The following is a 25,830-nucleotide window of genomic DNA, read 5'->3' as shown; positions in this document are numbered from 1 at the left end:
GGCTATTCCGCCGCCGGCAGGATGCGCCGCGCCAGAGCCGCCTGCGCATTATAGTCTTCCTGCCAGTCAGAGGGCCCGTTTGATGGTGACACCTGCACCGCTGTCACCTTGTATTCCGGGCAGTTCGTCGCCCAGTCCGAAAAGTCGGTGGTGATGACATTGGCCTGCGTGTCGGGATGGTGGAAGGTGGTGTAAACCACCCCCGGCGACACCCGGTCGGTGATTGTGGCGCGCAGCGTGGTATCGCCGGAACGCGAGGCGAGGCGCACGAAATCGCCGTCATTCACCCCGCGCAACTCGGCATCATGCGGATGGATTTCCAGCACATCCTGATCATGCCAGACCACATTCGCCGTGCGCCGGGTCTGCGCGCCGACGTTGTATTGCGACAGGATCCGCCCGGTGGTCAGCAACAGCGGAAAGCGCGGCCCGGTGCGTTCTTCGGTGGCGACATATTCGGTCACGATGAACCGCCCCTTGCCGCGCACGAAACCATCGACATGCATCAGCGGCGTGCCATCGGGATTGGCCTCGTTGCAGGGCCACTGGACCGAGCCCTTTTCCTCCAGCATCGCATAGTTCACCCCGGCAAAGCTGGGCGTGGTCAGCGCGATTTCATCCATGATCTGTGACGGATGGGTATAGTGCCAATCCGCCCCCATCGCGCGGGCCAGCAGTTGCGTCACCTCCCAGTCGGCATAGCCGTTGCGCGGGGCCATCACCCGGCGCACCCGGTTGATGCGACGCTCGGCATTGGTAAAGGTGCCGTCCTTTTCGAGGAAGGTCGAGCCGGGCAGAAACACATGGGCGTAATTCGCGGTCTCGTTCAGAAACAGGTCATGCACGATGACACACTCCATCGCCGCCAGACCCGCCGCCACATGCTTGGTGTCGGGGTCCGATTGCAGAATGTCTTCGCCCTGACAGTAAAGGCCCTTGAACGTGCCCTCGACCGCCGCATCCAGCATGTTGGGAATGCGCAAACCGGGTTCGGGGTCGATCTTCACGCCCCAGACCGCTTCGAATACAGTGCGCGCGTCTTCGCCTTTCACATGGCGATAGCCGGGCAATTCGTGCGGGAATGACCCCATGTCGCACGATCCCTGCACATTGTTCTGGCCGCGCAATGGGTTCACGCCCACGCCGGGGCGGCCGACATTGCCGGTCAGCATGGCAAGGTTGGCGATGGCAATCACAGTGGTCGAACCCTGCGAATGCTCGGTCACGCCCAGCCCGTAATAGATCGCCCCATTGCCGCCGGTGGCAAACAGCCGGGCTGCCGCGCGCAGATCCGCCGCCGGTACCCCGGTCAGCATCTCGTTCGCCTCGGGCGCGTGGCGCGGGTCACTGATAAAGGCGGCGTAGTCCTGGAACTCATCCCAGTCGCAGCGTTCGCGGATGAACGCCTCATCCATCAACCCTTCGGTCACGATCACATGGGCAAAGGCCGAGACCACAGCGACATTGGTGCCGGGCCGCAGCGGCAGGTGATGCGCCGCCTTGATATGCGCCGATTTCACCAGATCAATCCGGCGCGGGTCGATGACGATTAGCTTGGCCCCGGCCCGCAGCCGCTTTTTCAGGCGGCTGGCAAAGACCGGGTGGCCATCGGTCGGGTTGGCCCCGATCACGATCACCACATCGGTTTGCTCCACAGAGTCAAAATCCTGCGTCCCGGCGCTGGTGCCAAAGGTCTGGCCCAGACCATAGCCGGTGGGCGAATGGCAGACGCGGGCGCAGGTGTCGGTGTTGTTGTTCATGAACACCCCCCGCGCCAGTTTCTGCACCAGATAGGTTTCCTCATTGGTGCAGCGGCTGGAGGTGATGACGCCAATCGAGCGGCGGCCATGCTTTTCCTGCAACCCGCGCATCCGGTCGGCGGCAAAGCGCAAAGCCTCGTCCCAGCTCACCTCTTGCCACGGCTGGTCAATGCGGTCGCGGATCATCGGTTTCAGGATGCGGTCCTGGTGGGTGGCATAGCCATAGGCAAAGCGGCCCTTGACGCAGGAATGCCCCCGGTTGGCCTTGCCGTGTTTATAGGGCACCATCCGCACCAGTTGGTCGCCGTTCAGCTCGGCCTTGAACGAGCAGCCGACCCCGCAATAGGCGCAGGTGGTGATCACCGATTTCTGCGGCGTCCCCAGTTCGATCACCGATTTTTCCTGCAGGGTCGCGGTCGGGCAGGCCTGCACACAGGCGCCGCAGCTGACGCAATCGGACTCCATCGCCGTGTCGGTCTTCGCCCCGAACGACACCCGGCTGTCAAAGCCGCGCCCCTCAATCGTCAGCGCAAAGGTGCCCTGCACCTCTTCGCAGGCCCGCACGCAGCGCGAGCAGACGATGCATTTGGCGGGATCGTAGGTGAAATAGGGATTGGAGGTGTCTTTGGGAATGAACTGCGGATTGGCCTCGCCACTGGTGTTGCGCGGGCGGAAATGCGTCTTTTCGGCCTCATAGCGCACATCGCGCAGACCGACCGCGCCCGCCATATCCTGCAACTCGCAATCGCCATTGGCGGCACAGGTCAGACAATCCAGCGGGTGGTCCGAGATATACAGCTCCATCACCCCCCGGCGGATTCTGCGCACCGTATCCGACTGGGTGCGCACCACCATGCCGGGGGCGACCGGCGTGGTACAAGATGCCGGCGTGCCGCGCCGCCCCTCGATTTCCACCACGCACAACCGGCAGGAGCCGAACGCCTCCACACTGTCGGTCGCGCAGAGCTTTGGCACCGATATGCCCGCCTCTGCCGCCGCACGCATCACGGATGTGCCTTCGGGCACGGTGACCTCGAATCCGTCGATCAGCAGCGTGACCGGCGGGCCCATTTTCGCAGGCGTGCCCATGTCGCGGTCGTTGGGGAGGATGAAGTCTTTCATTCCGCTGCCTCTTTCCGGGTGGCAAAGTCATCGGGGAAATGGGTCAGCGCCGACATCACCGGAAAGGGCGTGAACCCGCCGAGCGCGCAGAGCGAGCCCAGCTTCATCGTCTCGCACAGATCGGTCAGGATCGGCACCGCCGCCGCATCGCCACGCGCGATCCGGTCGATGGTTTCGACCCCGCGCACCGCACCGACCCGGCACGGCGTGCATTTGCCACAGGACTCCACGGCGCAGAACTCCATCGCAAAGCGCGCCATGCCCAGCATGTCGGTCGTGTCATCAAACACCACCAGCCCGGCATGGCCGATCAGCCCGCCCGCCGCGTCAAAATCCTCATACCCAAGCGCCGTATCGAACTTCGACACCGGCATATAGGCCCCCAGCGGCCCGCCGACCTGCACCGCCTTGACCGGGCGGCCCGTGGCGGTGCCGCCCGCCACATCCATCACCAACTCGCCCAGGCTCATGCCAAAGGCGGTCTCGAACAGCCCGCCCCGCGCCACATTGCCCGCGATTTGCAAGGTCACCGTACCGCGCGACCGGCCCAGGCCGAAATCGGCGTAATGGGCTGCGCCCTTCTCGAAAATCACCGGCACCGTCGCCAACGAGATCACGTTGTTCACCACAGTCGGACGGCCCAGAAACCCCTCCAGCGCGGGCAGCGGCGGTTTGGCGCGCACCACGCCGCGCTTGCCCTCCAGCGCGTTCAAAAGCGAGGTTTCCTCGCCGCAGACATAGGCCCCGGCCCCGACCCGCACCTCGATGTCAAACGCCCGGCCCGAGCCCAGAATGTCCGGCCCCAGCAGACCCGCATCACGCGCAATCTGCACCGCTGCAGTCATCACCTTGATCGCATCCGGGTATTCCGAGCGCAGAAACACATAGCCGCGTGTGGCCCCGACGCCGATCCCGGCAATCACCATCCCCTCGATCAGCGTGAACGGGTCGCCCTCCATGATCATCCGGTCGGCAAAGGTGCCGCTGTCGCCCTCATCAGCATTGCAGACGATGTATTTCTGCGCAGCCTTGGCCCCCAGCACCGTGTTCCACTTGATGCCGGTGGGAAAGCCTGCGCCGCCCCGGCCCCGCAGCCCGCTGTCGGTCATTTCCTGCACGATCTCGGCGCTTGTCATCCCCAACGCCCGGCGCAGGCCCACCAGACCGCCATGCGCCTCATAGTCACGCAGGCTCAGCGGGTCGATCACACCGCAGCGGGCAAAGGTCAGCCGGGTCTGGCGGGCAAAGAACGGAATGCTATCCACCGGCCCCAAACCTTGCAGCGTGCCGTCCAGCAACGCGGGCACATCCGCCGGCGTGACCGGCCCGAACGCCTGCCGCCCGTCGCCCCTGTCAACCTCGACCAAAGGCTCCAGCCAGATCATCCCGCGCGTGCCGTTGCGCACCAGTTCCACCGCCAGCCCCCGGCGCGCGGCCTCGGCCACAATCGCAGCCGCCACTTCATCCGCGCCAAGCGCCTTGGCGGCGCTGTCCATGGGAACGTAAATCTTCATGCCCCCACCTCGCGCAGCAAGCTGGCCATGCGGGCGCGGTCCACCCGGCCCACCACCCGGTCATCGACCATCGCCGCCGGGGCACAGGCGCACAGGCCAAGGCAATACACCGGCTCGACCGTCACCGCGCCATTGGCGGTGGTGCCGTGCCACGCGATCCCCAGTTCCGTCAGGGTGTCTTCGGCCAAGGCATTCGCCCCCATCGCCTGACAGGCCTCGGCCCGGCAGATCTTGACCACATGCCGACCGGCGGGCACTTCGCGGAAATCGTGGTAAAAAGACACCACCCCATGCACCTCGGCCTTGCTGATGTTCAGCGCCGCCGCGATCAGCGGCTGAGCGTTTGCGGGCACATGACCGAAGCGCGCCTGTATCGCATGCAGGATCGGCAACAGCGGCCCTTCCAGCGACAGGTGCCGGTCAATCAGCGCGGTGATCTCAGATTCGGTAGGGGCGGGCAATCTTTGGGGCATGGCTGGCCTTTGCTGGCGTCAGCCTTCAGGATACCGCGCCGAAGCATCGGCAATCAATATCGCAAATCCGTTGATTGATAGGAATCGCCTATCAAGCGCAGAGGTCAGCGATGCTTGCCAAAAGCCTTCATGGTCTTGTTCCCGCGCGGTCCTGTCGCCACCGGCGTATTGCTGCGGTTCTCATCAATCAACTTGCGCCACCGCTCCAGCCGGGCCGGATCGAGGGTGCCAGCGGCAACCGCCGCCTGCACCGCGCAGCCCGGCTCGTGGGCATGGGTGCAGTCGCGGAACCGGCACCCGGGGGCAAGTTCGGCAATCTCGGCAAACAGCACATCGAGGCCAACCGAAATATCGCTGACATGCAGGGTGCGGATGCCCGGCGTGTCGATCACCCAAGCCCCGCCCACAATGCCGTGCAGGGATCGCGACGTGGTGGTGTGCCGCCCCTTGGCATCATCCTCGCGGATGCTGCCGGTCGCCTGCGCCTCTTCCGCCGATTTGGCGGCCAGCGTGTTCAGCAGCGACGATTTCCCCACGCCGGACGAGCCGACCAGCGCCACCGTCTGCCCTACGCCGCACCATGGAGCAAGCGCAGCAGCAGCCTCCGGCGCATTGGCATTCAGCGCCACCACCGGCAGGTCGCGCTGCAGGCCCGCCACCTGAGCAATATATGGCGCGGTATCCGCCACCTGATCGGCCTTGGTCAGCACGATCACCGGGGTCGTGCCCACCTCATTGGCGAGTGCCAGATACCGCTCCAGCCGCGCCGGGTTCAGATCGTCATTGCATGAGGTCACGATGAACAGCGTGTCGACATTGGCCGCGATCAGCTGCGGCACCCGCCCGCCTTCGGTGCGGCGCTGGATCAGCGTCTTGCGCTCCAGCCGGCGGGTCAGCAGGTTGGTGTCCGGCACCACCAGCACCCAATCCCCCACGGCGTAATCGGCGGTGTTGGTCAGCGGCGGGGTCTGCAACCGCACCGGACCGCGCACCGATTGCGCGCTCATCCGGGCGCGGTGAACCGTGGCCACCCGCATCGGGTCCAGCGCCCTGTCCTCCTCCGTCAGCTGGTCGTCGAAAAATGCCGTCCAGCCAAGCGACGCAAGCGGCAAGGGGGTCTGATCAGGTGCATCGGTCATGCCCCCTGCATGCGCGGGCCGCCGGGCCGATGCAAGGCTTCGTCACACCACAGGCGCAGATTTCCCGCCAGACTGTCCCGCAGTACACGCCTCACCCAACGGCAACACCGGCCCTGAGCCCGGTATAGACCATCATCTGAATCAGACCCTGCGCCGGAGGGGCGTTCAGACCCGCCCGCTTTGCCCGGCACATCCGAAGGGGATCCGCCGTCACAGGTGGTGGTCAAATGCGCAAAGCAGGCTTACATTGGCTGGTCATCGCGCCCGCAGGCCCGGCTTTGTGTCGGCCGGGCAGCGCCCCGTGAAAGGAGCCACCGCTCTGATGTCGAAAGAACCACGCGCCGCCGTCTCGGTTGACGGGCTGACCGCCTCGCTTGCGGCTGTGCCGAAAAAGGGGCCGCCCCCGGTGCATCTGTGGAACCCGCCCTATTGCGGCGAGATGGACATGCGCATCGCCCGTGACGGCACCTGGTATCACGAAGGCACGCCGATTGGCCGCGCCCCGATGGTCAGGCTGTTCTCGTCGATCCTGAAACGCGAAGGCGACCGGTTTTATCTGGTGACCCCGGTGGAAAAGCTGGGCATCCAGGTCGATGACGCGCCGTTTCTGGCCACCGATTTCACCGCCGAGGGCACGGGCCCTGCGCAGCGTCTGACCTTTGCCACCAAAACCGGGGACGAGGTTGTGGCCGGCCCCGAAAATGCCATCCGGGTGACGCGCAATCCGGACAGCGGCGAGCCGTCGCCCTATATCCACATCCGCGCCGGAATGGAGGCGCTGATCGACCGCAAGACATTCTATCGTCTGGTCGATCTGGGCACGCAGGAAGAGGTTGACGGCACCCCCTGGTTCGGCGTCTGGTCTGCGGGAGTTTTCTTTCCCATGATCCCATCGGCTGACCTGCCCTGAATGCCCCGATTTGCCGCAAACCTGACGATGCTGTTCACCGAGGTGCCCAGCCTGCACCGACCCGAGCTTGCCGCACAGGCAGGGTTCGACGGGGCCGAAATCCTGTTTCCCTATGACCACCCCGAGGCAGAGTGGGAAAAGGCGCTGTCGGGCCTGCCGCTGGCGCTGATCAACACCCCGCCCGGCAACTGGTCGGCGGGCGACCGTGGCTTTGCCGCCGTCCCGGGCGAGGAAGAGCGCTTTCGCACCGGCTTTCTGCGCGCCGCAAGTCTGGCAACCCGGCTGGGGGCCGAACGGCTGCATGTGATGGCCGGTGTGGCCCGGGGGCCGCAGGCCGAACAGGTCTACCGCGAAAACCTGACATGGGCGGTCCAGCAGGCCCCCGGTCTGCAGCTGACGGTCGAGCCGATCAATCCCGATGACATGCCGGGCTATTTCCTGAACGATTTCGATCAGGCCGCCCGCATCTTGGAAGACCTGAACGCGCCGCAAATCGGGCTGCAATTCGATGTCTGGCACGCGGCCCGCATTCACGGCAATGCCAGTGCGGTCTGGGCCGCGCACCGCCAGCGGGTCAGCCATGTCCAGATCGCGGGTTTTCCCTCACGCAACGAACCGGGCGGCGGCGGCTTTGACCTGCCCGCGCTGTGTGCGGAGCTGGATGCCACCGACAGCACGGTCTGGGTCTCGGGCGAGTACCGCCCGGCCCGCGCCACGGTGCACGGGTTGATGTGGTTGCAGGCGCTCAAATCCCGCAACCGCCCGATCGGCAACTGACACGCGTCCCCCTTGACCACCCGCGCGCTTTGCGCGCAACCCTTGCCCCCGCGCGCCTTGCGCGCCACCCTTGCCCGCCCGCGCGCTTTGCGCGCAACCCTTGCCCGCGCTCCGGTTTTCCGTATGATGCGGGCGCAGCAAAGCCACAGGATTCCAGCCATGAGCATCGACGCGCCAGAAACCCAGATCGTCACCACCTGGAAAGTCGCCTGCGACGGCGGCGAGGGCGCTTTGGGTCACCCCCGCGTCTGGCTGACGATTCCGCAGGGTCTGGGCTATGTCGAATGCGGCTATTGCGACAAACGCTACGTGATCGACCGTGAGCATGCCCACGACGATCACTAGGCTGCGCTTTTACCCCAAAGCCACCGCAAACGACGGCCCCGGAGCCGGGCGCTCTGCCAGCCCCATCGCGCGGTACGCCGCCGCCGCCCCGGCATTTGCCGGATGCGTGCCGATGGTCAGCCGGGTGCAGCCCTCTGCCAGCGCAAGCCCGCGCGCCGCCGCAATCAGCGCCCGCCCGATGCCGCGGCCACGAAACACATCCTGCACAAACAGATGCGTTATGTCATAGCCCGACCGCCCGGTGATCAGGTCGGTGCGCCGTGACAGCAGCGCATAGCCGACCGGAAGACGGGACGGACGGTCCATGGGAAACGCGACCAGCCCGCGCAAATCAGGTGCATCCAGCACCAGCGACCGCAGCACCGGCGGCGTGATGGTGGCCACATCGCCATGATGACTGGCAAGCTCGATCAGCATGCGATGCACTTCGGGCAGATGTGCCGCCTCAAGCGGGCGGATCTCGATCGGGGGATGGTTCGGTATCACGGTCAGGTCTCTCTCTCGCGAAGGGCCCGCGAGGGGAACCTTTCCATCGGCCTGACCCTTGCGGGCGGCTGATGGGGGTTTCAGACGAAACTGCCCTGCCGCCTATATGGCGCAGGTCCAATAAAACGACGCCGAAGCGCTGGATATGACAGTCAGGTGCAGCATGCGCATACCCTGCCGCGCTTTGCCGCCCCGGTCAAGCCGATGCGCGCCACATCTCTTTGTCAGCTGACCGGAATGTCATGGCTGCCACATTTCATCACCGCCTCTGCACTTGGGTTCCCGTCGCGGAAATAGTCCAGCACATGCAGCCCCGACCAGCTTTGCACCACCTCTTCGCGGTTGCTGATCCCCTTGCCAAGCGCCGTGCCGGTGTATTCATCCTGATAGAAATAGATCACCGTCGCGCTCATCCCGTCGTCACAGCTCACACTGGCCTGCCCGGTGCCAAAGGCGTTCCGGCTGGTCCAGTCGCCGACGCATTGCACGCCGTCATTCATCACGCCGGCCAGCGTGCCCTCGCCGCGGCCAAGGGCGCGGCCATGAAACCAGCGCCCCTGCTCACCGATACAGGCAAGGATCCGCACGCAGTTTGACCCGTCATCGGTCATCGGGCACAGATCCGCCTCGGCAAAGGCCGGGGTGACAAAGACCGGGGTGGCGGCAACAAGCAAGGGTGGCAGCAGACGCAGGAACATGGCAAGACAGACCCCAGATACACGGCAAGGAGTTTGGCGATGAGCGACAGTTTCGGCAAGGGGCACCACCTGCATCTGATCGACGGCTCGGCCTATATCTTCCGCGCCTATCATGCGCTGCCACCGCTGACGCGCAAATCCGACGGCCTGCCGGTGGGGGCCGTCGCCGGGTTCTGCAACATCCTGTGGGGCGAGCTGACCAAATCGGGGCGCGAGGTGCCGACCCATATCGCGGTAATCTTTGACTATTCCTCAAAAACCTTCCGCAATGACATCTACCCCCTATATAAAGCCAACCGCCCTGAGCTGCCCGAAGACCTGCGCCCGCAATTCCCCCTGACCCGCGCCGCCACCCGCGCCTTCAACGTCGCCTGCATCGAGATCGACGGGTATGAGGCCGACGACATCATCGCCACCCTTGCCCGGCAAGCGGTCGAGGCGGGCGGGGCCTGCACCATCATCTCTTCGGACAAAGACCTGATGCAACTGGTCGGCAACGGCGTGCGGATGCGCGACCCGATGAAAGACAAGACCATCGACCGCGACGAGGTGATCGAGAAATTCGGCGTCGGGCCAGAGCGCGTGGTCGATGTGCAGGCGCTTGCCGGCGATTCGGTCGACAACGTGCCGGGCGCACCGGGCATCGGGCTGAAAACGGCGGCCCTTTTGATCAACGAATATGGCGATCTGGAAACCCTGCTGGACCGCGCAGGCGAAATCAAACAGCCCAAACGCCGCGAAGCGCTGATCAACAACGCCGATCTGATCCGCATTTCCAAACGCCTTGTGTCGCTGGATGCCGCAGTGCCGCTCGACTTCACCATCGCCGATCTGTCGGTCCTTGAGCCCGACCCTGAAACCCTGCTCGCCTTTCTGCAAGAGATGGAGTTCCGCACCCTCACCCGCCGCGTCTCGGACCGGTTGCAGGTCGAGGCGCCGGCTGTGCCCGAGACACCGGAACCGCTGACCGCCGCCCCCGAACGGCTGCCGTTTGACCACAGCACCTATGAGCGGATCGACACCCTTACTGCCTTGCAAGCCTGGGCCGACCGCATCCGCGAGATCGGCCATGTCGCTGTGGACACCGAAACCACCAGTCTGGATGAGATGCGCGCCGAACTGGTCGGCATTTCCCTCGCCGTTGATCCGGGCCGCGCCTGCTATATCCCCATCGGCCACAAACAGGGCGGCGGCGATCTGTTCGGCTCGACCGATCTGGTGCCGGGGCAACTGCCGCTGGCGGACGTGCTGGCGGTGCTGAAACCCATCCTCGAAGATCCGGCGATCCTGAAAATCGGCCAGAACATGAAATATGACTGGAAGATTTTCGCCCGCGTCGGTGTGACTGTGGCCCCCGTCGAAGACACCATGCTGATGTCCTCGGCCATGTACGCCGGGCTGCACAACCACGGCATGGATACGCTGTCGGAAACCTATCTCGGCCATATCCCGATCCCGATCAAGCCGCTGCTCGGCTCGGGCAAATCGGCGATCACCTTTGACCGGGTGGCGATTGACGATGCGGTGAAATACGCGGCTGAAGATGCCGATGTGACCCTGCGCCTGTGGCAGAGCTTCCGGCCCAACCTGCACCGCGCACAGGTCACCACCGTTTATGAAACGCTGGAACGCCCACTGGTGCCGGTGCTGGCCCGGATGGAAATGCACGGCATTCAGGTTGACCGCGATACGCTGTCGCGCATGTCAAACGCGTTTGCGCAGAAAATGGCCGGGCTGGAGGATGAAATCCAGACCCTCGCCGGTGACAAGTTCAACGTAGGCTCCCCCAAGCAACTGGGCGAGGTGCTGTTCGACCGCCTCGGGTTGCCCGGCGGCACCAAGGGCAAGACCGGGGCCTATGCCACCGGGGCCGATGTGCTCGAAGACATCACCACGCTGGAAGACACCTATCCGCAAGGCGCGCAACTCGCCGCCCGCGTGCTGGACTGGCGGCAGCTGGCAAAGCTGAAATCCACCTATACCGACGCGCTGCAAGACCACATCAACCCTGAAACCGGGCGGGTCCACACCTCGTATTCGCTGGTCGGCGCGGTCACCGGGCGGCTGTCCTCGACCGATCCCAACCTGCAGAATATCCCGATCCGCACCGAAGAGGGCCGCCGCATCCGCGAGGCCTTTGTCGCGCCCGCAGGCCGGGTGCTGGTCTCGCTCGACTACAGCCAGATCGAGCTGCGCATCCTCGCCCATGTCGCCGATATACCCTCGCTGCAACAGGCGTTCCGCGACGGCATCGACATCCACGCGCTGACCGCCTCCGAGATGTTCGGCGTGCCCCTGGACCAGATGACCCCCGACATCCGCCGCCGGGCCAAGGCGATCAACTTCGGCGTGATCTACGGCATCTCGGGCTTTGGCCTTGCCCGCAATCTGCGGATCCCGCGCGCCGAGGCGCAGGGCTTCATCGACCGCTATTTTGAGCGTTTTCCGGGCATCAAGGAATACATGTCGGAAACTGTCAAATTTGCGCAAGGTTCAGGCTATGTGCAGACCCTGTTTGGTCGCAAAATTCATACGCCGGAAATCAACGCCAAAGGCCCGACCGCCGGATTTGCCAAACGCGCCGCCATCAACGCGCCGATTCAAGGCACCGCGGCCGATGTGATCCGCCGCGCCATGATCCGCATGCCTGACGCGATCACCCACCTTGATGCCAAGATGCTGCTGCAGGTCCATGACGAACTGCTGTTCGACGTGGCAGAGGACGACGCAGCCGAACTGACCCGGATCGCCAAAGCGGTAATGGAAAACGCCCATCACCCGGTTCTGACCCTCAAGGTGCCCCTGACGGTCGAGGCAGGTCAGGGCCTCAACTGGGCCGCCGCCCACTGATCCCGATCCGGGCAAAGCGGTGTTGTGCCAAACGCACCAGACAGTGATCACAGGTCGCTGTCTGGTACGACGACATGCTTGATGCGATCGCGCCAGACGTTGCGACGATCAGCACGGCACTCAGAGAATATGGGATATAAATGGTGCCCGGAGACGGATTTGAACCGCCGACACGCGGATTTTCAATCCGCTGCTCTACCAACTGAGCTATCCGGGCACCGGACCTTTGCGGCGTTGCCGCTTGGTTGGCGGGTGATACGTCAGGGCGGCGGGGCTGTCCAGAGGCTTTTTCGGATTTTTGCCTCCCCGCCTGATCGCCGCTCAGTGCCGCGACTGACGGTCTTCGTCGTCCAGCTCTGGCGGGGTCTCTTCCTCGCCTTCCGGCGCGGGAATCGCGTAGCTTTCGGTCAGCCAGCGGCCCAGATCCACGTCGGCACAGCGGCGCGAGCAGAACGGGCGGTACTTCGGATCGGTGTCTTTCTTGCAGATCGGGCAGCTCATGCGAACAGCCCTCCCGCCACCTCGGCCAGCGGCAGACGGTCGCGCTTGCGGGTCAGCTCATACAGGCCCAGCGTGGTCCAGCCCGCCAGATTGGCCTCGCCGTCGCCTTTGAACGCGGCCTTGATCACCTGATCCAGAATGGCACGGTCTTTCTTTGACATCGGCGCGAAATCCACCACCACCTGCCCACCAAGCCCGCGCAGGCGCAGCTGGCGCGGCAGATCGCGGGCGGCGGCGATATTCACCTTCAGACTGGCCGCCGGGCTGGTATCGGGCCCGGTGTTTACATCGACTGCCACCAGAGCCCGGGTCGGCTCGATCATCATGTGCCCCCCGCCCACCAGATCGACGCGTGCGGTCAGCAGATCGGCGACCATCGCATCGACGCCATGTTCGGCAAAGCCGCCCGGCTCTGTCACTGCCTCATCCGGCTCCGGATCCAGCCAGTCGCGGAACGCAATGTCATGCGCGCCCGGCCCATCGACCAGCAGTTCGGCATCGCCCTTCAGGTCAACCAGCACCGCCTCGGCCAGACCGCGCATCGCGGCGATGTCTTCGGCAATCGCCTCCGGCTCCGCCCCGTCGCAGGCCGAGCGCAGGATCAGCCCCAGCGTTTCCGCTGCGCCCGCCATGCCAGCGGTGGCAATCCCGGCCAGCTCGGCGCGTGCGTCTTCATCCCGAATGCGGCGGCTGATGTTCAGCCCCGGCGCATCGGGGGTGATGATGGCAAAGCGCGACTTGAACAGCAGCCGCGCCGTGACCGGAATCGCCTTGCCGGATTCTGCCGGCCCGCTGACCTGCACCAGCAGGCGCTGACCGGGGGCAATGCCGCTGATCTGGCGCAGAAAGCCCGAGCCTTCGGGCAGCTTCACAAAAATCCCGCCCTGCCCCTTGACCGGACGATCCGCAATGGCGCGGTAGATCGCGCCCGGCAGCACCGCATCGCCTTCGGGGTCGACCGACAGCTCTTCCAGCCGCCCGTCCACCACCAACCCTGCCACCTGCCGCCCGTCGATCTCGTCGACGATAACCACGCGCCCCTTCATCCCTGCCTCCAGACCGGATAGCCGATGGCCTCCAGCAAAACTGCGGTTTCCGCCACCGGCAACCCCATGATCCCGGTAAAGCTGCCCTGAATCCACGGGATCAGCGCGCCCGCCAGACCCTGGATGCCGTAGCCGCCCGCCTTGCCCTGCCAGTCATCCGACGCAAGATAGGTGTTTAGCTCGGCATCCGACAGCCGTTTCATCTTGACCGTGCTCACCGACTCGCGGGTCAGAATGCGGTCGCCCCGGCGCACGGCAACAGCGGTGATCACCTCATGCCGCCGCCCGCCCAGCAGCGTCAGAAACGCTGCCGCTTCGCCCGCATTGGCGGGCTTGCCAAGGATACGGCGGCCAAGCGCCACCGTGGTATCGGCGCACAGCACCACATCTTCCGGCCCGGCCTTCACCGCCAGCACCTTTTCCCGCGCGATCCGCGCGCAATAGGGCCGCGGCAGTTCGCGGGCCTGCGGGTCTTCGTTGATGTCGGGGGGAAGCACGGCATCAGGCGTCAGCCCGAGCTGCGCCAGAAGCTCTTTCCGGCGCGGGCTGGCGGACCCCAGGATCAGCCGCATTTACTTGAAGCGGTAATTGATACGGCCCTTTGACAGGTCATACGGGGTCATTTCCACCTGCACTTTGTCGCCTGCCAGAACCCGGATGCGGTTCTTGCGCATCTTGCCTGCCATCACTGCGATCAATTCATGGCCATTGTCGAGTTCAACCTTGAATGTCGCATTCGGCAGGAGTTCCTTGACGACACCGGGGAATTCGAGAATGTCTTCCTTGGCCATGGTCACTCCAATAAATATGAGCCCGCGGGAACCGCAGGCCATGTGCCGCGCATATGCGCCTGATTTTCCGGGTTTTCAAGAGGATTCTCCGCGCCGCGCCGCTCAGCGGCCCTGACGGCCCTCTGCGCGCGCGCGGGCCACGGGGCGTCCCCCCTCAGCCCGCCGTGCGCGCTGCCTGCTCTGCCCAATGCAGATGGTTCAGCACCCGCCCGTCGCGGCGGACATGGCGGATCGCCTCCAGGCTCACCTCTGCCACCGCCCAACCCGGCACATTCAGCGCGGTCTCGGCCAGAATGCCGGTGGGCGGAAAGCCGGTGTCGGGCGGGCCATAGATCGACGCCGACCCGGTATTGGCATCCACCGCCGGGCAGAAATCGCAAGGCCCGACCGTCGGCGCATGGGCGACAACGCATTGATTTTCCAGCGCCCGCGCCATCGACCCGATCCGCACCCGCCAAAACCCGGCCAGCGTTTCGGTGCAGGACGGGGCCAGCAAAATCTCGGCCCCCTGATCGACCAGATGCCGCCCCAGCAGCGGAAACTCACTGTCATAGCAGATGATCACGCCGATCCGGCCCAGATCGGTGTCAAACGGGGTCAACCCCTGCCCAGCTACCACATCCCATTCTTCGCGCTCGAACCGGGTCATGATCTGCTTGTGCTGATGGCCGATGATGCCATCGGGGCCATAGAGCGTGGCACGGTTCACCGGGCGCGGGCCGGTAAAAAACGGCCGCGACGCGCCAAGGATCAGGCAATCATGCTGCCGCGCCAGCTCCAGATGCAGCGCATCGGTGGCCGCGCCATGCCGCGCCACCTCGTGCAACCCCGCCTCCAGATCCGCCGCCACCGCGCGCCCGCCAAGGCTTGCCAGCTCCATCGAGCCGTACTCCGGGAACACCAGCAGCTTTGCCCCCTGCCCGGCAGCCCCGGCCACCCAAGTGCCCAGCTTGGCGGCGTGGTCGTCGAAATGATCGAACCAAGTGAAATCATAGGCAGCCGCGGCGAGGGTGAAATCGGTCATAGGGCGCGCATCCAGAATTGCAGGGGTTTCTTGCTCTCAGCCGTGTCGCCGAGATCCAGCCATGAAAATTCAGCCATTGCACCGGGCACCGGCGCATAGCCCCGGCCGCGCCAGAACGCATCGTTGGTCCGGTAGGTTGCGGGCCGCGCCGGGTGATCCTCACGCCGCTGCACCGAACAAAACGCAACATGACTGCGCCCCAACGCCCGGGCATGGTCTTCGCGCAGGTCAAAGAACCGGTGCCCCAGCCCAAGCCCGCGATAGGCGGGCAGCAGCACCGATTCGGCCCCGTACAGGATCGCGCCCGGCGGCAGCCCCAGCCCGGCCAGCGGCGCGGCAAATTCGGCAGCGTGATCCTCCATCGGGGTCGAGGTCGAGGCCCCGATCAGCCGCTCACCCTCAAACGCCCCCACCAGCAGGGCCAGGGGGGAGTCGCGATAGGTCTGCAGATATTCGCGCTCATAGTCCAGCGTGCCGTCATACAGATAGGGCCAGTCGCGGAACACCGCGATCCGCAAGCCCGCCACAGCATCCAGATGCGGTTCCAGATCCGCGCCCTGCAAGGCCCGGACGGAAATGCCGTCCGGCAGCCCGCCCCGGGTCATGCCGACACCTGGGCAACCCAGTCTGACAGGTTGTAAAACGTGGTGATCCGGGTAATCCGGCCGCCCTGCAGATCAAAGAACGCCCCCGCAGGCAGCACATAGCGCTGCCCCCGCGCCTCTGGCAGGCCCGGATCGGTTTGCAGATATTCGCCATGCACGGTAAATTCCGCCGCCCCGCGCGTGCCATCGTCATTGGCAAAGATCACCAGATCCCGCAGCTCTTCGCGGTAGCTGACGCCCATATGCGCGCAGAATTCCGTGAATTTTGCGCGCCCGTGCCGGATGCCGCCCTCATTCACCCGGTGCTCGACATCATCGGTCACCAGCGCCAGCATTCCGGCGGGATCACCCGCATTGAAAGCGGCGTAATAGGCGGCAAGGGTGGTTTCGGCTGAGGTTCTGGACATCAAAGGCTCCGGGGTTTTGACCGCACGATAGCGGCATTGATCCGGATGGCTAGGCCCCTTTTGCCGGTGGCGGAGTGGGGGCCAGCCCCCACACCCCCGGAGTATTTGGAAAAGCAGCAAATATCAGAGACTTGCCAGCGCCTGTGCGATCACCTCTGCCATCGGTGTCGTCGGGCGGCCGATCAGGCGCGACAAGGTGCGGCTGTCGTCATACAAGGCACCCTTGGCGGCATGGGCATCAATGTCGGCAATAATGGCGATAGCGCCCTCGGGCAGGCCAAGGCCTTGCAGAAGATCAACATAGGCCGCCTCGGGCAGGGAGTCATAGCGCATGTCCTTGCCGGACTGGCGGCCCAGTTCGGCCGCGAACTCCGCCATGGTAAAGGCGGTGTCGCCCGCCAGCTCATAGACCGCATTCTCATGTCCGGGCGTCGCGGCGGTGGCCGCAATGGCTTCGGCAAAATCGGCGCGGGCGGCGGCAGAGAACAGGCCATCTTTGGCGGCCCCGATCACCGCCCCATGCGCAAGAGACGCCCCCAGCGATCCGGTCAGGTTCTCCAGATACCAGCCATTGCGCAGGATGGTATAGCGCAGGCCAGAGGCTTTCAGCGCGGCTTCGGTTGCAATGTGATCCTGCGCCAGCAGCATCGGTGAGGCATCCCCCTTGAGGACGGAGGTATAAATCACCCGGTCCACGCCCGCCGCTTTGGCCGCCGCGATGGCATTGGCATGCTGGCCCACCCTGTCGTTCAGATCACTCGACGAAATCAGCACCAGCACCTCGACGCCCGCCAGCGCCGCCACATCGGGGGCGGTGTAGTCAAGGGCCCGGACTTCGAGACCAAGGTCAGCCGCCTTTTCCGGGCTGCGGGCAAGCGCGATGGGGGACGCGCCGCGTGCGACGAGGGCCTTGATGGCAAGGCGGCCGAGTTGGCCGGTGGCTCCGGTGACGGCGATGGTGGTCATGGGTCTCTCCTGTGCTGTGATGCCAGAGAGGTACGGGCTTTACTTCCGAAACGTAAGTACCTACATTTTTGTTAGTATACCGCAGAGGCGCACATGACCCTTTCCACGACAGCACATGACTTGGTGAACCACTGGGACCGGGGCAATGTTCTGGCCGCCGACTGCCCGTCGCGCGCCATATTGCAGCACCTGACCAGCAAATGGGGCACTCTGGTGATGGTCACGCTCGCCACCGGCCCGCACCGTTTTGCCCAATTGCGCCGGCGCATCACCGGCGTCAGCGAGCGCATGCTGGCGCAGACCCTGCAACAGCTGGAGGCGGATGGCTTTGTGTTGCGGGTCGCGCGCGATGTGGTGCCGCCACATGTCAGCTACAGCCTGACCCCGCTGGGGACCGAGGCGGCGGCACATGTCATCGCTCTGACCGCCTGGATCGAAGGCAACCTGCCCCGGATCTGCGCGCACCCGGCGGGGGCAGAGGCGGAGCTGACAGTCTGACATCAAAAGCCAAAGCGGAACACGCCGCCTATTCCACAGACCCGCCTTCTGTCGGCGTGCCAAAGCGCGCGATCATCCGGTCGCGGATCTGGTCACGCGCCTGCCGGTAGGCCGACAGCTTGCTCTCGCGCGACTCCCCAAGACCCGTCGGGTCCAGAATCGGCCAATACTCGATATCCAGATGGAAATGCCGGGTCAGCTCCAGCGCCATCCGCTGACTGGCAGGCGACAGCGCGATGATCAGGTCGAACTGCGACAGATCATCGCCCCATTCCTTCATCTCTTCAAAGCTGCGGCTGCGGTGCCGGGCCAGCTCGATCCCCAGTTCCCGGCAGACGGCAACCGAAAACCCGTCTACCTCCATGTCATTCCTGACCCCGGCCGACTGCACATAGGCGCGCTGGCCGTAGAACTTTTTCATCATCGCTTCGGCCATCGGCGAGCGCACAGCATTATGGTCGCAACAAAACAGCACCGAATGGGGGAAATCACCCAAAACGCCTACCCCCAGTGCAGAACGCAGATCAGCGTGAACAGCCGCCGCGCCGTATCGGTATCCACCTCGGCCTTGCCCTCCAGCCGTTCCTGCAGCACGCGCGCGCCTTCATTGTGGATGCCGCGCCGGGCCATGTCGATTGCCTCGATCTGGCTGGGCGGCAGCCGCTTGACCGCCTCGAAATACGACTCGCAGATCTGGAAGTAATCCTTCACCACCTGCCGGAACGGCCCCAGCGACAGATGGAACGCCCCCACCGCCTCACCCGCCTCGGAGCCTATGTCGAACACCAGCCGCCCCTCGCGGATCGCAAGAGCCAGCCGGTACGGCCCCGGCGGCACCGGCCGCCCCTCGCGCGCGGGCAGGGCAAAGCTGTTTTCCTCCAGCAGATCAAAGATCGCCACGCGGCGCTCCTGCTCGATCTCCGCCGTCGGGCGGGCAAGGCCCTTGTCGTCGATGTCGATATGGCAGATGCGGTTGGTCATGATGGGCGGGCCTTGCTCGGTGATACACAAGGTGATGCCCGACCGTGGGGCGCGGTGCAAGCGCTGCGATGCCGCGTCACCCCGCCAATGCCGGTCTTTCGCCCAGATCCTGAAAGAACCGCAGCAGATAGCCATCCGGATCTGCCACGATAAACTGACGGTTGCCCGTCTCGACCCCGCCTTTGCGATACCAGCGATCCTCTGGCGGCAGGAGCAAGGGCCAGCCCGCATCCTTCAACGCGGCAACCAGAGGCGCAATGTCGGGGGCCTGCATCTGCAGGTTCAGCCCGCGCCCAAACGGCCGATCCGCGTGCGTCAGCAGCGCATCAAAGCTGCGGCCCTGCCCGATCTGATCCAGCATCAGGTGCAAGCCGCCCCGCGTGAGATAGGCAAAGCCCTCCTCCGGGCGATCATAGAGACAGGAAAACCCAAGAATGTCGCAATAAAACGCGCGGCTGGCCCGCCAGTCACTGACCGAAAGCTCCGGCACAAGGGCGGGTGCCGCCTCACCCATTCAGCCGGTCCAGCCGTGCCCGCACGCTCAACCCATGCGCCTCAAGGCTCTCGCTGATCGCCAGCCGCTCGGCGCTGGGGCCGATGGCTTTCAGCGCCTCGGGCGTCATCCGCGCCATGGTGGTGCGCTTCATGAAATCAAGCACATTCAGCCCGCTGGAGAACCGCGCCGAGCGCGCGGTCGGCAGCACGTGGTTCGGCCCGCCGACATAATCGCCGATCGCCTCCGGCGTCCACGGCCCCAGAAAGATCGCCCCCGCGTGCGGGATCTGCGCGGCCAGCCCTTCGGCATCTTCCACCATGATCTCCAGATGCTCGGGTGCGATCCGGTTGGCCAGTGCCGCCGCCTGCGCCAGCGTTTCCACCACGATCACCGCGCCATTGTCGCGCCACGATGCCCCAGCAATCTCGCGCCGCTCCAGCGTCTGCAACCGCGCCTCGACGGCCAACACAACAGCGCGCGCCAGACCCGCATCGGTGGTGATCAGAATGGCCTGCGCGCTCTGGTCATGCTCCGCCTGGCTCAACAGATCCAGCGCGATCCAGTCCGGATCATTCCCGGCATCGGCAATCACCAGAATCTCCGACGGCCCCGCGATCATGTCGATGCCGACCCGGCCAAACACCCGCCGCTTGGCCGCCGCGACAAAGGCATTGCCCGGCCCGGTGATCTTGTCGACCGGCGCAATCGTCGCCGTCCCATAGGCCAGCGCTGCAATCGCCTGCGCGCCGCCGATGCGGTACACCTCATCCACCCCGGCAATCTGCGCCGCCAACAGCACCAGCGGGTTGACCACACCCCCCGGCGTCGGGCAGGTCACCACCAGCCGCGACACCCCCGCCACCTTGGCCGGAATCGCATTCATCAGCACCGATGACGGATAAGACGCCAGCCCCCCCGGCACATAAAGCCCCGCCGCCGACACCGGCGTCCAGCGCCAGCCCAGCTGCGCCCCCGCCGCATCGGTCCAACTCGCATCTTCAGGGCGCTGCCGGTCGTGATAGGCCCGGATCCGCTCCGCCGCCAGCTCCAGCGCCGCCCGGTCCTCCGGCGATACCTTGGCAATCTCCGCCGCAATCTCCGCGTCCGAAAACGCCATGCCCGCCGCCGTCAGCTCCAGCCGGTCAAACCGTGCCGTCAGCTCCAGCACCGCCGCATCGCCCCGGGTCCGCACATCGGCGATGATCCCGGCCACGACCTGATCCACATCTTCCGCCTCTTCGCGCTTCATCCCCAACAGCGCCGCAAACTGCGCTTCGAAATCCGCATCCTCAGAAGTCAGAAACACAGGCATGGCAGCTCTCCTTGCAGAACCCGCCCCAGATAGCGCGCGCCCGCCCCCGCCTCAACCCATCGCTTGCAATTGCTGCTTTGCAAATACTCCGGGGGGCCGCAGGCGGGGGCAGCACCCCCCTCGACGCTCACCCCAATCACACCGCCGCAGGCAGTCGCGCCCAGAACCGCGCCATCAGGCTCACCGCCGCACAGGCCAGCCCGACCACCAGCCCCAGCCACAAACCGACCGCGCCAAAGCCCAGCGGAAACGCCAGAATATAGCTCGCCGGCATCCCGATCAGCCAATAGCTGATCGCGGCATAGATCATCGGCCCCCGTGTATCCTGCACCCCGGCCAGCAAGCCCAGCGCCATCACCTGCATCGAATCCGCCAGCTGGAACAGCGCCGCACAGGCCAATAGCGCCGCCCCCACCGCCAGAATCGTGCCCCGCGCCGGTTCCGCCGGGTCGAGGAACAGCGAAATCAGCGGCTCGGGAAAGCTCAGGAAAATCACCATGGTCAGCCCGGCCACCGCCAGCGACAGCCCGATCGCCACCTTGGCCCCCAGCCGCATGGCATCGTAATCGCGCGCCCCGGCAAAGCGCCCGGTGCGCACCGTCACCGCGTTGGACAGGCCAACATGCACCATGAAGGCCAGCGCCGTGATCTCCAGGGCGATGCCATGTGCCGCCAGCTCGACCGTGCCGATCCAGCCCATCATCAGCGCAGATGCCTGAAACAACCCGCTCTCGGCCAGCCCGGTCAGCCCCATCGGCCAGCCCAGACGGAACACCGATGCAAACGCGCCCCAGTCGGGGCGCCAGAACCGGATGAACAGCTGATAGCGCCGCAGCGACGGCAACAGTGCCGCATAAAGACACAGCAACCCCAGCGACACGATCTGGATCACCACCGTCGCAATCGCAGCACCCGCCACCCCCAGCTCCGGCGCGCCCCAGTTGCCAAAGATCAGCGCCCAGTTGATCGCCGCATTCAGCGGCACCGCCGCCACGGTGATCCACAACACCACCTGCGTCCGCTCCAGCGCCGACAGATAGCTTTTCAGCACCATCACCAGCAGCGCCGGGATCATCCCGAACCCGGCAATCCGCAGATACTCCTGCCCAAGCGCCGCCACATCCTCGGCCTGCCCCAGCGCCAGCAGAATCGCCTCAGACGACCAGAACACCGGAAATATCAGCACCCCGAACAGGATCGACAGCCACAGCCCCATCCGCGCCACGCGCCGCACCTGTACCTCATCGCCCTGCGCCTGCGCATTGGCCACCATCGGCATCACCGCCTTGGCAAAGCCGGACCCAAGGATGAACATCACGAAAAAGCTCGACGCCCCCAGCACGCCCGCCGCCAGCGGCACCACGCCATACCAGCCCAGCATGATCGTGTCGGTCACATGCAGCCCGAATTGCGCAACATGGCTGCCGATCAGCGGCAGGCCCAGCGCCAGCGTGGCGCGGACATGATCTGCCGCAGATTGCGACACGGGCGGAGAAACAACTGCTGAATTCATAGGCAAACCGATACGATGCGCCCCGGCCAGAGGCAAGTGTCAGAGCGCCCCGGCCAGCAACATCAGCGATACCGCCGCAATCACCGCCCCCGCCGCCAGTTCCACCCCCGGCAAGAACCGCGCCAGCCCCGCGCCGGGCAGGGCGGCCAAAGCCCCTTCCCGCGCCCAGAATGCCAGCCCCGCCACCATCACCGTCACCGCCGCCGTGCCCAGACCCATGGCAAAAGTCCCTGCCACCCCGGCCCAGCCGATGCCCATGGCAAAGGTCAGGATCAGCAGAAACAACGCCCCCGAACAGGGGCGCAGCGCAATCGCCCCGATCAGCACCGCCGCATCGCGGGCCGATGTGACCTGCGCCACCTGCTCCACACTCGGCCCATGCGCATGACCGCAGCCGCAGGCCTCATCATGATGATGGTGGTGGGGGTGGCCATGATGATCATGCCCCACCTCAGCCACCGCCCGCCGCGCCGCCAGCCCGCGCGCCCCGCGCCACACCAGCCACAGCCCCAGCCCGGCAATCAACGCATGCGACACTGGCATCATCGCGGTCCCTGCAAAGCCCTCCATCTGCGGCCGGGTCCAGCCCAGCGCAAGCGCCCCGCCCGCCACCAGCACCACCGCCACAGCCGCCTGGGCAAGCGACGAGGCCAGCGCGAGGCCCGCCAGCACCGGCAACCGCACCCGCCGCGCCATGCCATAGCCGCCGATCACCGCCTTGCCATGCCCCGGCCCCACGGCATGGAAAAACCCATAGGCGAAACACACCGCCATCAGCGCCGACCACGCCCCCGGCTGCCCGCCGCGCAAAGCCCGCACTGCCTGCGCCAGCGCCTCCTGCACCGCGCGCTGCTGCCCCGCGGCCCAAGCCGCCAAAGGCTCCATCGCGCCACTGGCCCAAAGCACCGCCAGCACCGACGCGACTCCCAGCCCGACCAGAGCCAGCACCCGCCAAACCCCGGTCACGGCCCGCATGTAACCCGCGCCTCCTCGGCATAGGCCGCCCCGATCGCCGGAAACTCGGTCTCGGCATCCGCACTGCCCGCCAGCTCCTGCATCGCGGCCTCCAGCCGCGCATCGGCGGCTGCGCGATCCGGCTCGTAAACCTGCACCCGGCAGCCCTCGCCCCCGGTCAGCACCGGAGTCTGCGCGATCAGATACGACGTGTAGAACGACGGATCATAAACCTGCACCACCAGATCCTCGCCCACCGGGGCCACGGGCGCCGACAACCGCCGCAGATGGGTAGAGACCAGAGAGCCGTCGCGATAGGCCGCCGTCGGCTCCAGCGGCGCGGACAGACCAAGCGGCACCTCGCCCAGCAAAGCATAGGTGTCGCCGGCGAAATCTTCATGCCAATCCATGTCAAACCCGGCCAAAGCCGCCTCTTCCTCCGCCGTCAGCACTCCGTCAAAATCCGGGTCCAGCCCCCGCTCGGCCACGTAAGTCATGGAAAACAGCGAATCATAGGTCCAGCCGATCCGCACAGCCTCGGCCCGGCCCGTCGCATCAAAAATTACCTCGATGGTTGCATCAACAAACACATGCGGATGCGCCGCCGCCCCGACCGGGACAGACAGGACCAGACCAACAATCGCCGCCATCACGTTTTTCATCCGCCGCAGATTAGCCCAAAGCAAATGCAGCCGCCATGCCCGTAAACCGGGGTTCAGCGCAGATTTGCCGGTGCGCCATGCAGGCCCGCCCATGATCGGCCCTTGCCCGTCCCGGCGCATCATGCTGCTATTCCCGCACCCACAAAAGGACCGACCCCGATGCTGACCATCTATGGCGTTTACCGATCCCGCGCGATCCGCCCGCTCTGGGTGCTGGAGGAATGCAAAGCCCCCTTCACCCATATCCCGGTGATTCAGGCCTACCGGCTGACCGACAGCACCGCCGCCAGCGCGGCGCTGAACACCGCCATGCCGGAGTATCTCGCCATCAACCCGCTGGGCCAGGTGCCCGCGATGCGTGACGGCGCGCTGCTGCTCACCGAATCCCTCGCCATCTGCCTGCACATCGCCCGCAAATACGGACATGCCCTTGGCCCGGCCTCGGATGACGAAGCCTCAGTGATGGAACAATGGGCGCTGTTCGCCGCCACCGCAGTCGAGCCCGCCGCCATCGAAATCCTCTACACGATGCGCGATGGACAGGCCGATACCCCGACCGGGCAAGGCATCATCCGCGTCGCCGCCGAAAAGCTCAAACGCCCGCTCGCCCGGCTGGAGGCGCATCTGGCAACGCAGGACTGGCTGCTGACCCGCTTCACCGTGGCCGATATCATGGTCGCAGAATGCCTGCGCTACGCCCAAAGCCACAGCCCGCTGCTCGACACCTTCCCCAACGTCGCCCGCTGGCTGACCGCCGCCCAAGGCCGCCCGGCGTTTCAAACCGTCTGGGCAAAGCGCGCAGCGGAACCCGAGTAGGGGGGCCAGCCCCCCGGCTTCGCCTCCCCCCGGAGTATTTTTGCCAAGATGAAATCCAAAAGCCCAAGGCGGGGGGGTCATCTTGGCTCAAATACTCCCGCGCAGAGCGCATTGCCGAGGAGACGCGGCGCAGCCGCGCGACGAGATAAAAGCCGCGCGGCGCAGCCGCTCCTTCAGATCAGCCGTGGTCAGGCAGTGCCACGCGCCAGTCATGGGCGTCCCTGAACCCCAGCACATCGCGGATCTTGCGGTTCGACATCAGGCTGTCCCACGGACCCAGCTCTTCGGTCACCGGCACATTGGGAAAGAACCGGGCCAGCAGGTCGGCATTGGGAATGTTCATGCCATTGGTCGAGTTGCAGGCGTTGAACACCTGATAGCCCAAGCCGTCCTTTATCAGGCACAAATCGACGATCTGCCCCAGATCGCGGGCGTCAACATAGTTGAACGCATTCCTGCGCCGCACCTCCGGGTTGGCGAAATACTGCGGGAACAGCGTCTCATACTCCTGTGGCTCCACCACATTGCCGATCCGCAACGCATAGATGTCCGCCCCCGAGCGCTGCGCGAAACTGCGCGCGGTGACCTCGTTGACCTTTTTCGAGGTGCCATAGGTGTCCATCGGGTCGATGTCATAGTCTTCGGTCAGCGGCAGGGAATGCGGGTCGGTGACGCCATCGGCAAAGCAGATGCCATAGGTGGTCTCGGACGAGGCGATGATCACCTTGCGGATCCCCAGCTTCATCGCCGCTTCGATCACATTGTAGGTGCCGACCACGTTCACCCGCCAGGTCTCGGTATCCGGGCACATCATCATCCGCGGGATGGCGGCGAAATGCACCACCGCGTCAAAGGCCTTTGCCCCCTGCCCGGTCTCCAGCTCGTCATAACCGGCATGGCTGTGCAGCGCCGAATAGACCTGCCCCGCATCGGTAATGTCGCCCAACAGGTCATGCACCCCCGCGCCGCCCAGCGGCACCCGGTCAAAGTTCAGCACCCTATGCCCTTGCTCCACCAGATAGGGGATCACATGTTTCCCCGCCTTGCCCGATCCGCCCGTGAAAAACACCCGCATCTTCCGATCCTCCCAATTTGCTTCCCCGAACCTAGGGCGCGGGGCCTGTCCCCGCAATGCCCCTACATCTTGCGCCCCCCCATCTTGCGCCGCGCACCCTGCTGGTGAT

28 protein-coding genes and 1 tRNA gene are annotated in these 25,830 nt (G+C 65.3%); 6 read left to right on the top strand and 23 right to left on the bottom strand.

The window, feature by feature from the left end; genetic code table 11:
• Nucleotides 1–2: 2 nt before the first annotated feature.
• From fdhF to rsgA, 4 genes are all read right to left on the bottom strand, one after another.
• Entirely contained in the window at nucleotides 3–2,882 is a 2,880-nt protein-coding gene (gene fdhF, locus J2X53_RS13215; RefSeq protein ID WP_349037964.1) for a formate dehydrogenase subunit alpha, read from the bottom strand.
• On the bottom strand, nucleotides 2,879–4,396 hold the full coding sequence (locus J2X53_RS13210) for an NADH-ubiquinone oxidoreductase-F iron-sulfur binding region domain-containing protein (protein WP_349037963.1): 1,518 nt from the start codon (nucleotides 4,394–4,396) through the stop codon (nucleotides 2,879–2,881). The genes fdhF and J2X53_RS13210 overlap by 4 nt, the downstream gene beginning before the upstream one ends.
• Nucleotides 4,393–4,869 carry a formate dehydrogenase subunit gamma gene (locus J2X53_RS13205; protein ID WP_349037962.1) on the bottom strand — a complete coding sequence of 159 codons (477 nt, stop codon included), beginning with the start codon at nucleotides 4,867–4,869 and terminating at the stop codon, nucleotides 4,393–4,395. The genes J2X53_RS13210 and J2X53_RS13205 overlap by 4 nt, the downstream gene beginning before the upstream one ends.
• 104 nt (nucleotides 4,870–4,973) lie before the next feature.
• Nucleotides 4,974–6,008, bottom strand: coding sequence for a ribosome small subunit-dependent GTPase A (rsgA, locus tag J2X53_RS13200; RefSeq protein WP_349037961.1), 1,035 nt, complete (start codon nucleotides 6,006–6,008; stop codon nucleotides 4,974–4,976).
• Between the two features lie 322 nt (nucleotides 6,009–6,330).
• Here rsgA and J2X53_RS13195 point away from each other — a divergent pair, with 322 nt between their 5' ends.
• The 3 genes from J2X53_RS13195 (at nucleotide 6,331) to J2X53_RS13185 (ending at nucleotide 8,040) form a co-directional block, all read left to right on the top strand.
• Nucleotides 6,331–6,918: a DUF1285 domain-containing protein gene (locus J2X53_RS13195; protein ID WP_349037960.1), complete on the top strand. Its 588-nt coding sequence runs from the start codon at nucleotides 6,331–6,333 to the stop codon at nucleotides 6,916–6,918.
• On the top strand, nucleotides 6,919–7,695 hold the full coding sequence (locus tag J2X53_RS13190; protein ID WP_349037959.1) for a TIM barrel protein: 777 nt from the start codon (nucleotides 6,919–6,921) through the stop codon (nucleotides 7,693–7,695).
• A gap of 159 nt (nucleotides 7,696–7,854) precedes the next feature.
• On the top strand, nucleotides 7,855–8,040 hold the full coding sequence (locus tag J2X53_RS13185; RefSeq protein ID WP_349037958.1) for a zinc-finger domain-containing protein: 186 nt from the start codon (nucleotides 7,855–7,857) through the stop codon (nucleotides 8,038–8,040).
• Between the two features lie 9 nt (nucleotides 8,041–8,049).
• Here the strand turns inward: J2X53_RS13185 and J2X53_RS13180 are convergent, their stop codons facing one another.
• Nucleotides 8,050–8,526: a GNAT family N-acetyltransferase gene (locus J2X53_RS13180; RefSeq protein ID WP_349037957.1), complete on the bottom strand. Its 477-nt coding sequence runs from the start codon at nucleotides 8,524–8,526 to the stop codon at nucleotides 8,050–8,052.
• Between the two features lie 224 nt (nucleotides 8,527–8,750).
• Nucleotides 8,751–9,224: a hypothetical protein gene (locus tag J2X53_RS13175; protein WP_349037956.1), complete on the bottom strand. Its 474-nt coding sequence runs from the start codon at nucleotides 9,222–9,224 to the stop codon at nucleotides 8,751–8,753.
• Between the two features lie 39 nt (nucleotides 9,225–9,263).
• On the opposite strand from J2X53_RS13175, the gene polA reads away from it, so the two are divergent.
• Nucleotides 9,264–12,074: a DNA polymerase I gene (polA, locus tag J2X53_RS13170; protein WP_349037955.1), complete on the top strand. Its 2,811-nt coding sequence runs from the start codon at nucleotides 9,264–9,266 to the stop codon at nucleotides 12,072–12,074.
• 141 nt (nucleotides 12,075–12,215) lie between these two features.
• Here the strand turns inward: polA and J2X53_RS13165 are convergent.
• From J2X53_RS13165 to J2X53_RS13125, 9 genes are all read right to left on the bottom strand, one after another.
• Nucleotides 12,216–12,291, bottom strand: a tRNA-Phe gene (locus J2X53_RS13165).
• A 104-nt stretch (nucleotides 12,292–12,395) separates the two neighbouring features.
• Nucleotides 12,396–12,575 (bottom strand): DNA gyrase inhibitor YacG, encoded by a 180-nt coding sequence (gene yacG, locus J2X53_RS13160; protein ID WP_349037954.1) that lies wholly within the window; start codon nucleotides 12,573–12,575, stop codon nucleotides 12,396–12,398.
• Complete coding sequence (locus J2X53_RS13155) at nucleotides 12,572–13,621, bottom strand: ribonuclease E/G (RefSeq protein WP_349037953.1); 1,050 nt, start codon at nucleotides 13,619–13,621, stop codon at nucleotides 12,572–12,574. Before J2X53_RS13155 ends, yacG begins: the two co-directional genes overlap by 4 nt.
• Nucleotides 13,618–14,193 carry a Maf family protein gene (locus J2X53_RS13150; RefSeq protein WP_349037952.1) on the bottom strand — a complete coding sequence of 192 codons (576 nt, stop codon included), beginning with the start codon at nucleotides 14,191–14,193 and terminating at the stop codon, nucleotides 13,618–13,620. Before J2X53_RS13150 ends, J2X53_RS13155 begins: the two co-directional genes overlap by 4 nt.
• Nucleotides 14,194–14,412, bottom strand: a complete 219-nt coding sequence (gene infA / locus J2X53_RS13145; RefSeq protein WP_054005112.1) for a translation initiation factor IF-1 — start codon at nucleotides 14,410–14,412, stop codon at nucleotides 14,194–14,196. It abuts the gene before it with no gap.
• A 154-nt stretch (nucleotides 14,413–14,566) separates the two neighbouring features.
• Entirely contained in the window at nucleotides 14,567–15,436 is an 870-nt protein-coding gene (locus J2X53_RS13140) for a carbon-nitrogen hydrolase family protein (protein ID WP_349037951.1), read from the bottom strand.
• Nucleotides 15,433–16,041 (bottom strand): GNAT family N-acetyltransferase, encoded by a 609-nt coding sequence (locus tag J2X53_RS13135; RefSeq protein ID WP_349037950.1) that lies wholly within the window; start codon nucleotides 16,039–16,041, stop codon nucleotides 15,433–15,435. The genes J2X53_RS13140 and J2X53_RS13135 overlap by 4 nt, the downstream gene beginning before the upstream one ends.
• Nucleotides 16,038–16,448 carry a ketosteroid isomerase-related protein gene (locus J2X53_RS13130; RefSeq protein ID WP_349037949.1) on the bottom strand — a complete coding sequence of 137 codons (411 nt, stop codon included), beginning with the start codon at nucleotides 16,446–16,448 and terminating at the stop codon, nucleotides 16,038–16,040. Before J2X53_RS13130 ends, J2X53_RS13135 begins: the two co-directional genes overlap by 4 nt.
• A gap of 123 nt (nucleotides 16,449–16,571) precedes the next feature.
• On the bottom strand, nucleotides 16,572–17,414 hold the full coding sequence (locus J2X53_RS13125; protein WP_349037948.1) for an NAD(P)H-binding protein: 843 nt from the start codon (nucleotides 17,412–17,414) through the stop codon (nucleotides 16,572–16,574).
• A gap of 93 nt (nucleotides 17,415–17,507) precedes the next feature.
• Between J2X53_RS13125 and J2X53_RS13120 the strand changes: the two genes are divergently transcribed.
• On the top strand, nucleotides 17,508–17,912 hold the full coding sequence (locus J2X53_RS13120) for a helix-turn-helix domain-containing protein (protein ID WP_349037947.1): 405 nt from the start codon (nucleotides 17,508–17,510) through the stop codon (nucleotides 17,910–17,912).
• Nucleotides 17,913–17,940: 28 nt separating this feature from the next.
• Here the strand turns inward: J2X53_RS13120 and J2X53_RS13115 are convergent, their stop codons facing one another.
• The 7 genes from J2X53_RS13115 to J2X53_RS13085 form a co-directional block, all read right to left on the bottom strand.
• On the bottom strand, nucleotides 17,941–18,408 hold the full coding sequence (locus tag J2X53_RS13115; protein ID WP_349037946.1) for a low molecular weight phosphatase family protein: 468 nt from the start codon (nucleotides 18,406–18,408) through the stop codon (nucleotides 17,941–17,943).
• A 5-nt stretch (nucleotides 18,409–18,413) separates the two neighbouring features.
• Nucleotides 18,414–18,893 (bottom strand): UPF0262 family protein, encoded by a 480-nt coding sequence (locus tag J2X53_RS13110; protein WP_349037945.1) that lies wholly within the window; start codon nucleotides 18,891–18,893, stop codon nucleotides 18,414–18,416.
• A 76-nt stretch (nucleotides 18,894–18,969) separates the two neighbouring features.
• The gene (locus J2X53_RS13105) at nucleotides 18,970–19,407 is read right to left on the bottom strand and encodes a VOC family protein (protein ID WP_349037944.1); all 438 of its coding nucleotides are present in this window, start codon (nucleotides 19,405–19,407) and stop codon (nucleotides 18,970–18,972) included.
• Nucleotides 19,400–20,701 carry a histidinol dehydrogenase gene (hisD, locus tag J2X53_RS13100; RefSeq protein ID WP_349037943.1) on the bottom strand — a complete coding sequence of 434 codons (1,302 nt, stop codon included), beginning with the start codon at nucleotides 20,699–20,701 and terminating at the stop codon, nucleotides 19,400–19,402. The genes J2X53_RS13105 and hisD overlap by 8 nt, the downstream gene beginning before the upstream one ends.
• A gap of 136 nt (nucleotides 20,702–20,837) precedes the next feature.
• A complete protein-coding gene (locus tag J2X53_RS13095) occupies nucleotides 20,838–22,214 on the bottom strand; it encodes an MATE family efflux transporter (RefSeq protein WP_349037942.1) in 1,377 nt (458 codons plus the stop codon).
• A 39-nt stretch (nucleotides 22,215–22,253) separates the two neighbouring features.
• A complete protein-coding gene (locus J2X53_RS13090) occupies nucleotides 22,254–23,189 on the bottom strand; it encodes a hypothetical protein (RefSeq protein WP_349037941.1) in 936 nt (311 codons plus the stop codon).
• The gene (locus J2X53_RS13085; protein ID WP_349037940.1) at nucleotides 23,177–23,953 is read right to left on the bottom strand and encodes a DUF1007 family protein; all 777 of its coding nucleotides are present in this window, start codon (nucleotides 23,951–23,953) and stop codon (nucleotides 23,177–23,179) included. Before J2X53_RS13085 ends, J2X53_RS13090 begins: the two co-directional genes overlap by 13 nt.
• A 36-nt stretch (nucleotides 23,954–23,989) precedes the next feature.
• Between J2X53_RS13085 and J2X53_RS13080 the strand changes: the two genes are divergently transcribed.
• Complete coding sequence (locus J2X53_RS13080) at nucleotides 23,990–24,646, top strand: glutathione S-transferase family protein (protein ID WP_349037939.1); 657 nt, start codon at nucleotides 23,990–23,992, stop codon at nucleotides 24,644–24,646.
• 178 nt (nucleotides 24,647–24,824) lie between these two features.
• Here the strand turns inward: J2X53_RS13080 and J2X53_RS13075 are convergent, their stop codons facing one another.
• The gene (locus J2X53_RS13075; protein WP_349037938.1) at nucleotides 24,825–25,721 is read right to left on the bottom strand and encodes an NAD(P)-dependent oxidoreductase; all 897 of its coding nucleotides are present in this window, start codon (nucleotides 25,719–25,721) and stop codon (nucleotides 24,825–24,827) included.
• Between the last annotated feature and the right edge of the window lie 109 nt (nucleotides 25,722–25,830).

The sequence above is a fragment of the Pseudotabrizicola sp. 4114 genome (assembly GCF_031457365.1).
Lineage (GTDB): Bacteria > Pseudomonadota > Alphaproteobacteria > Rhodobacterales > Rhodobacteraceae > Pseudotabrizicola.
This window is presented reverse-complemented; position numbering and strand designations above follow the sequence as displayed.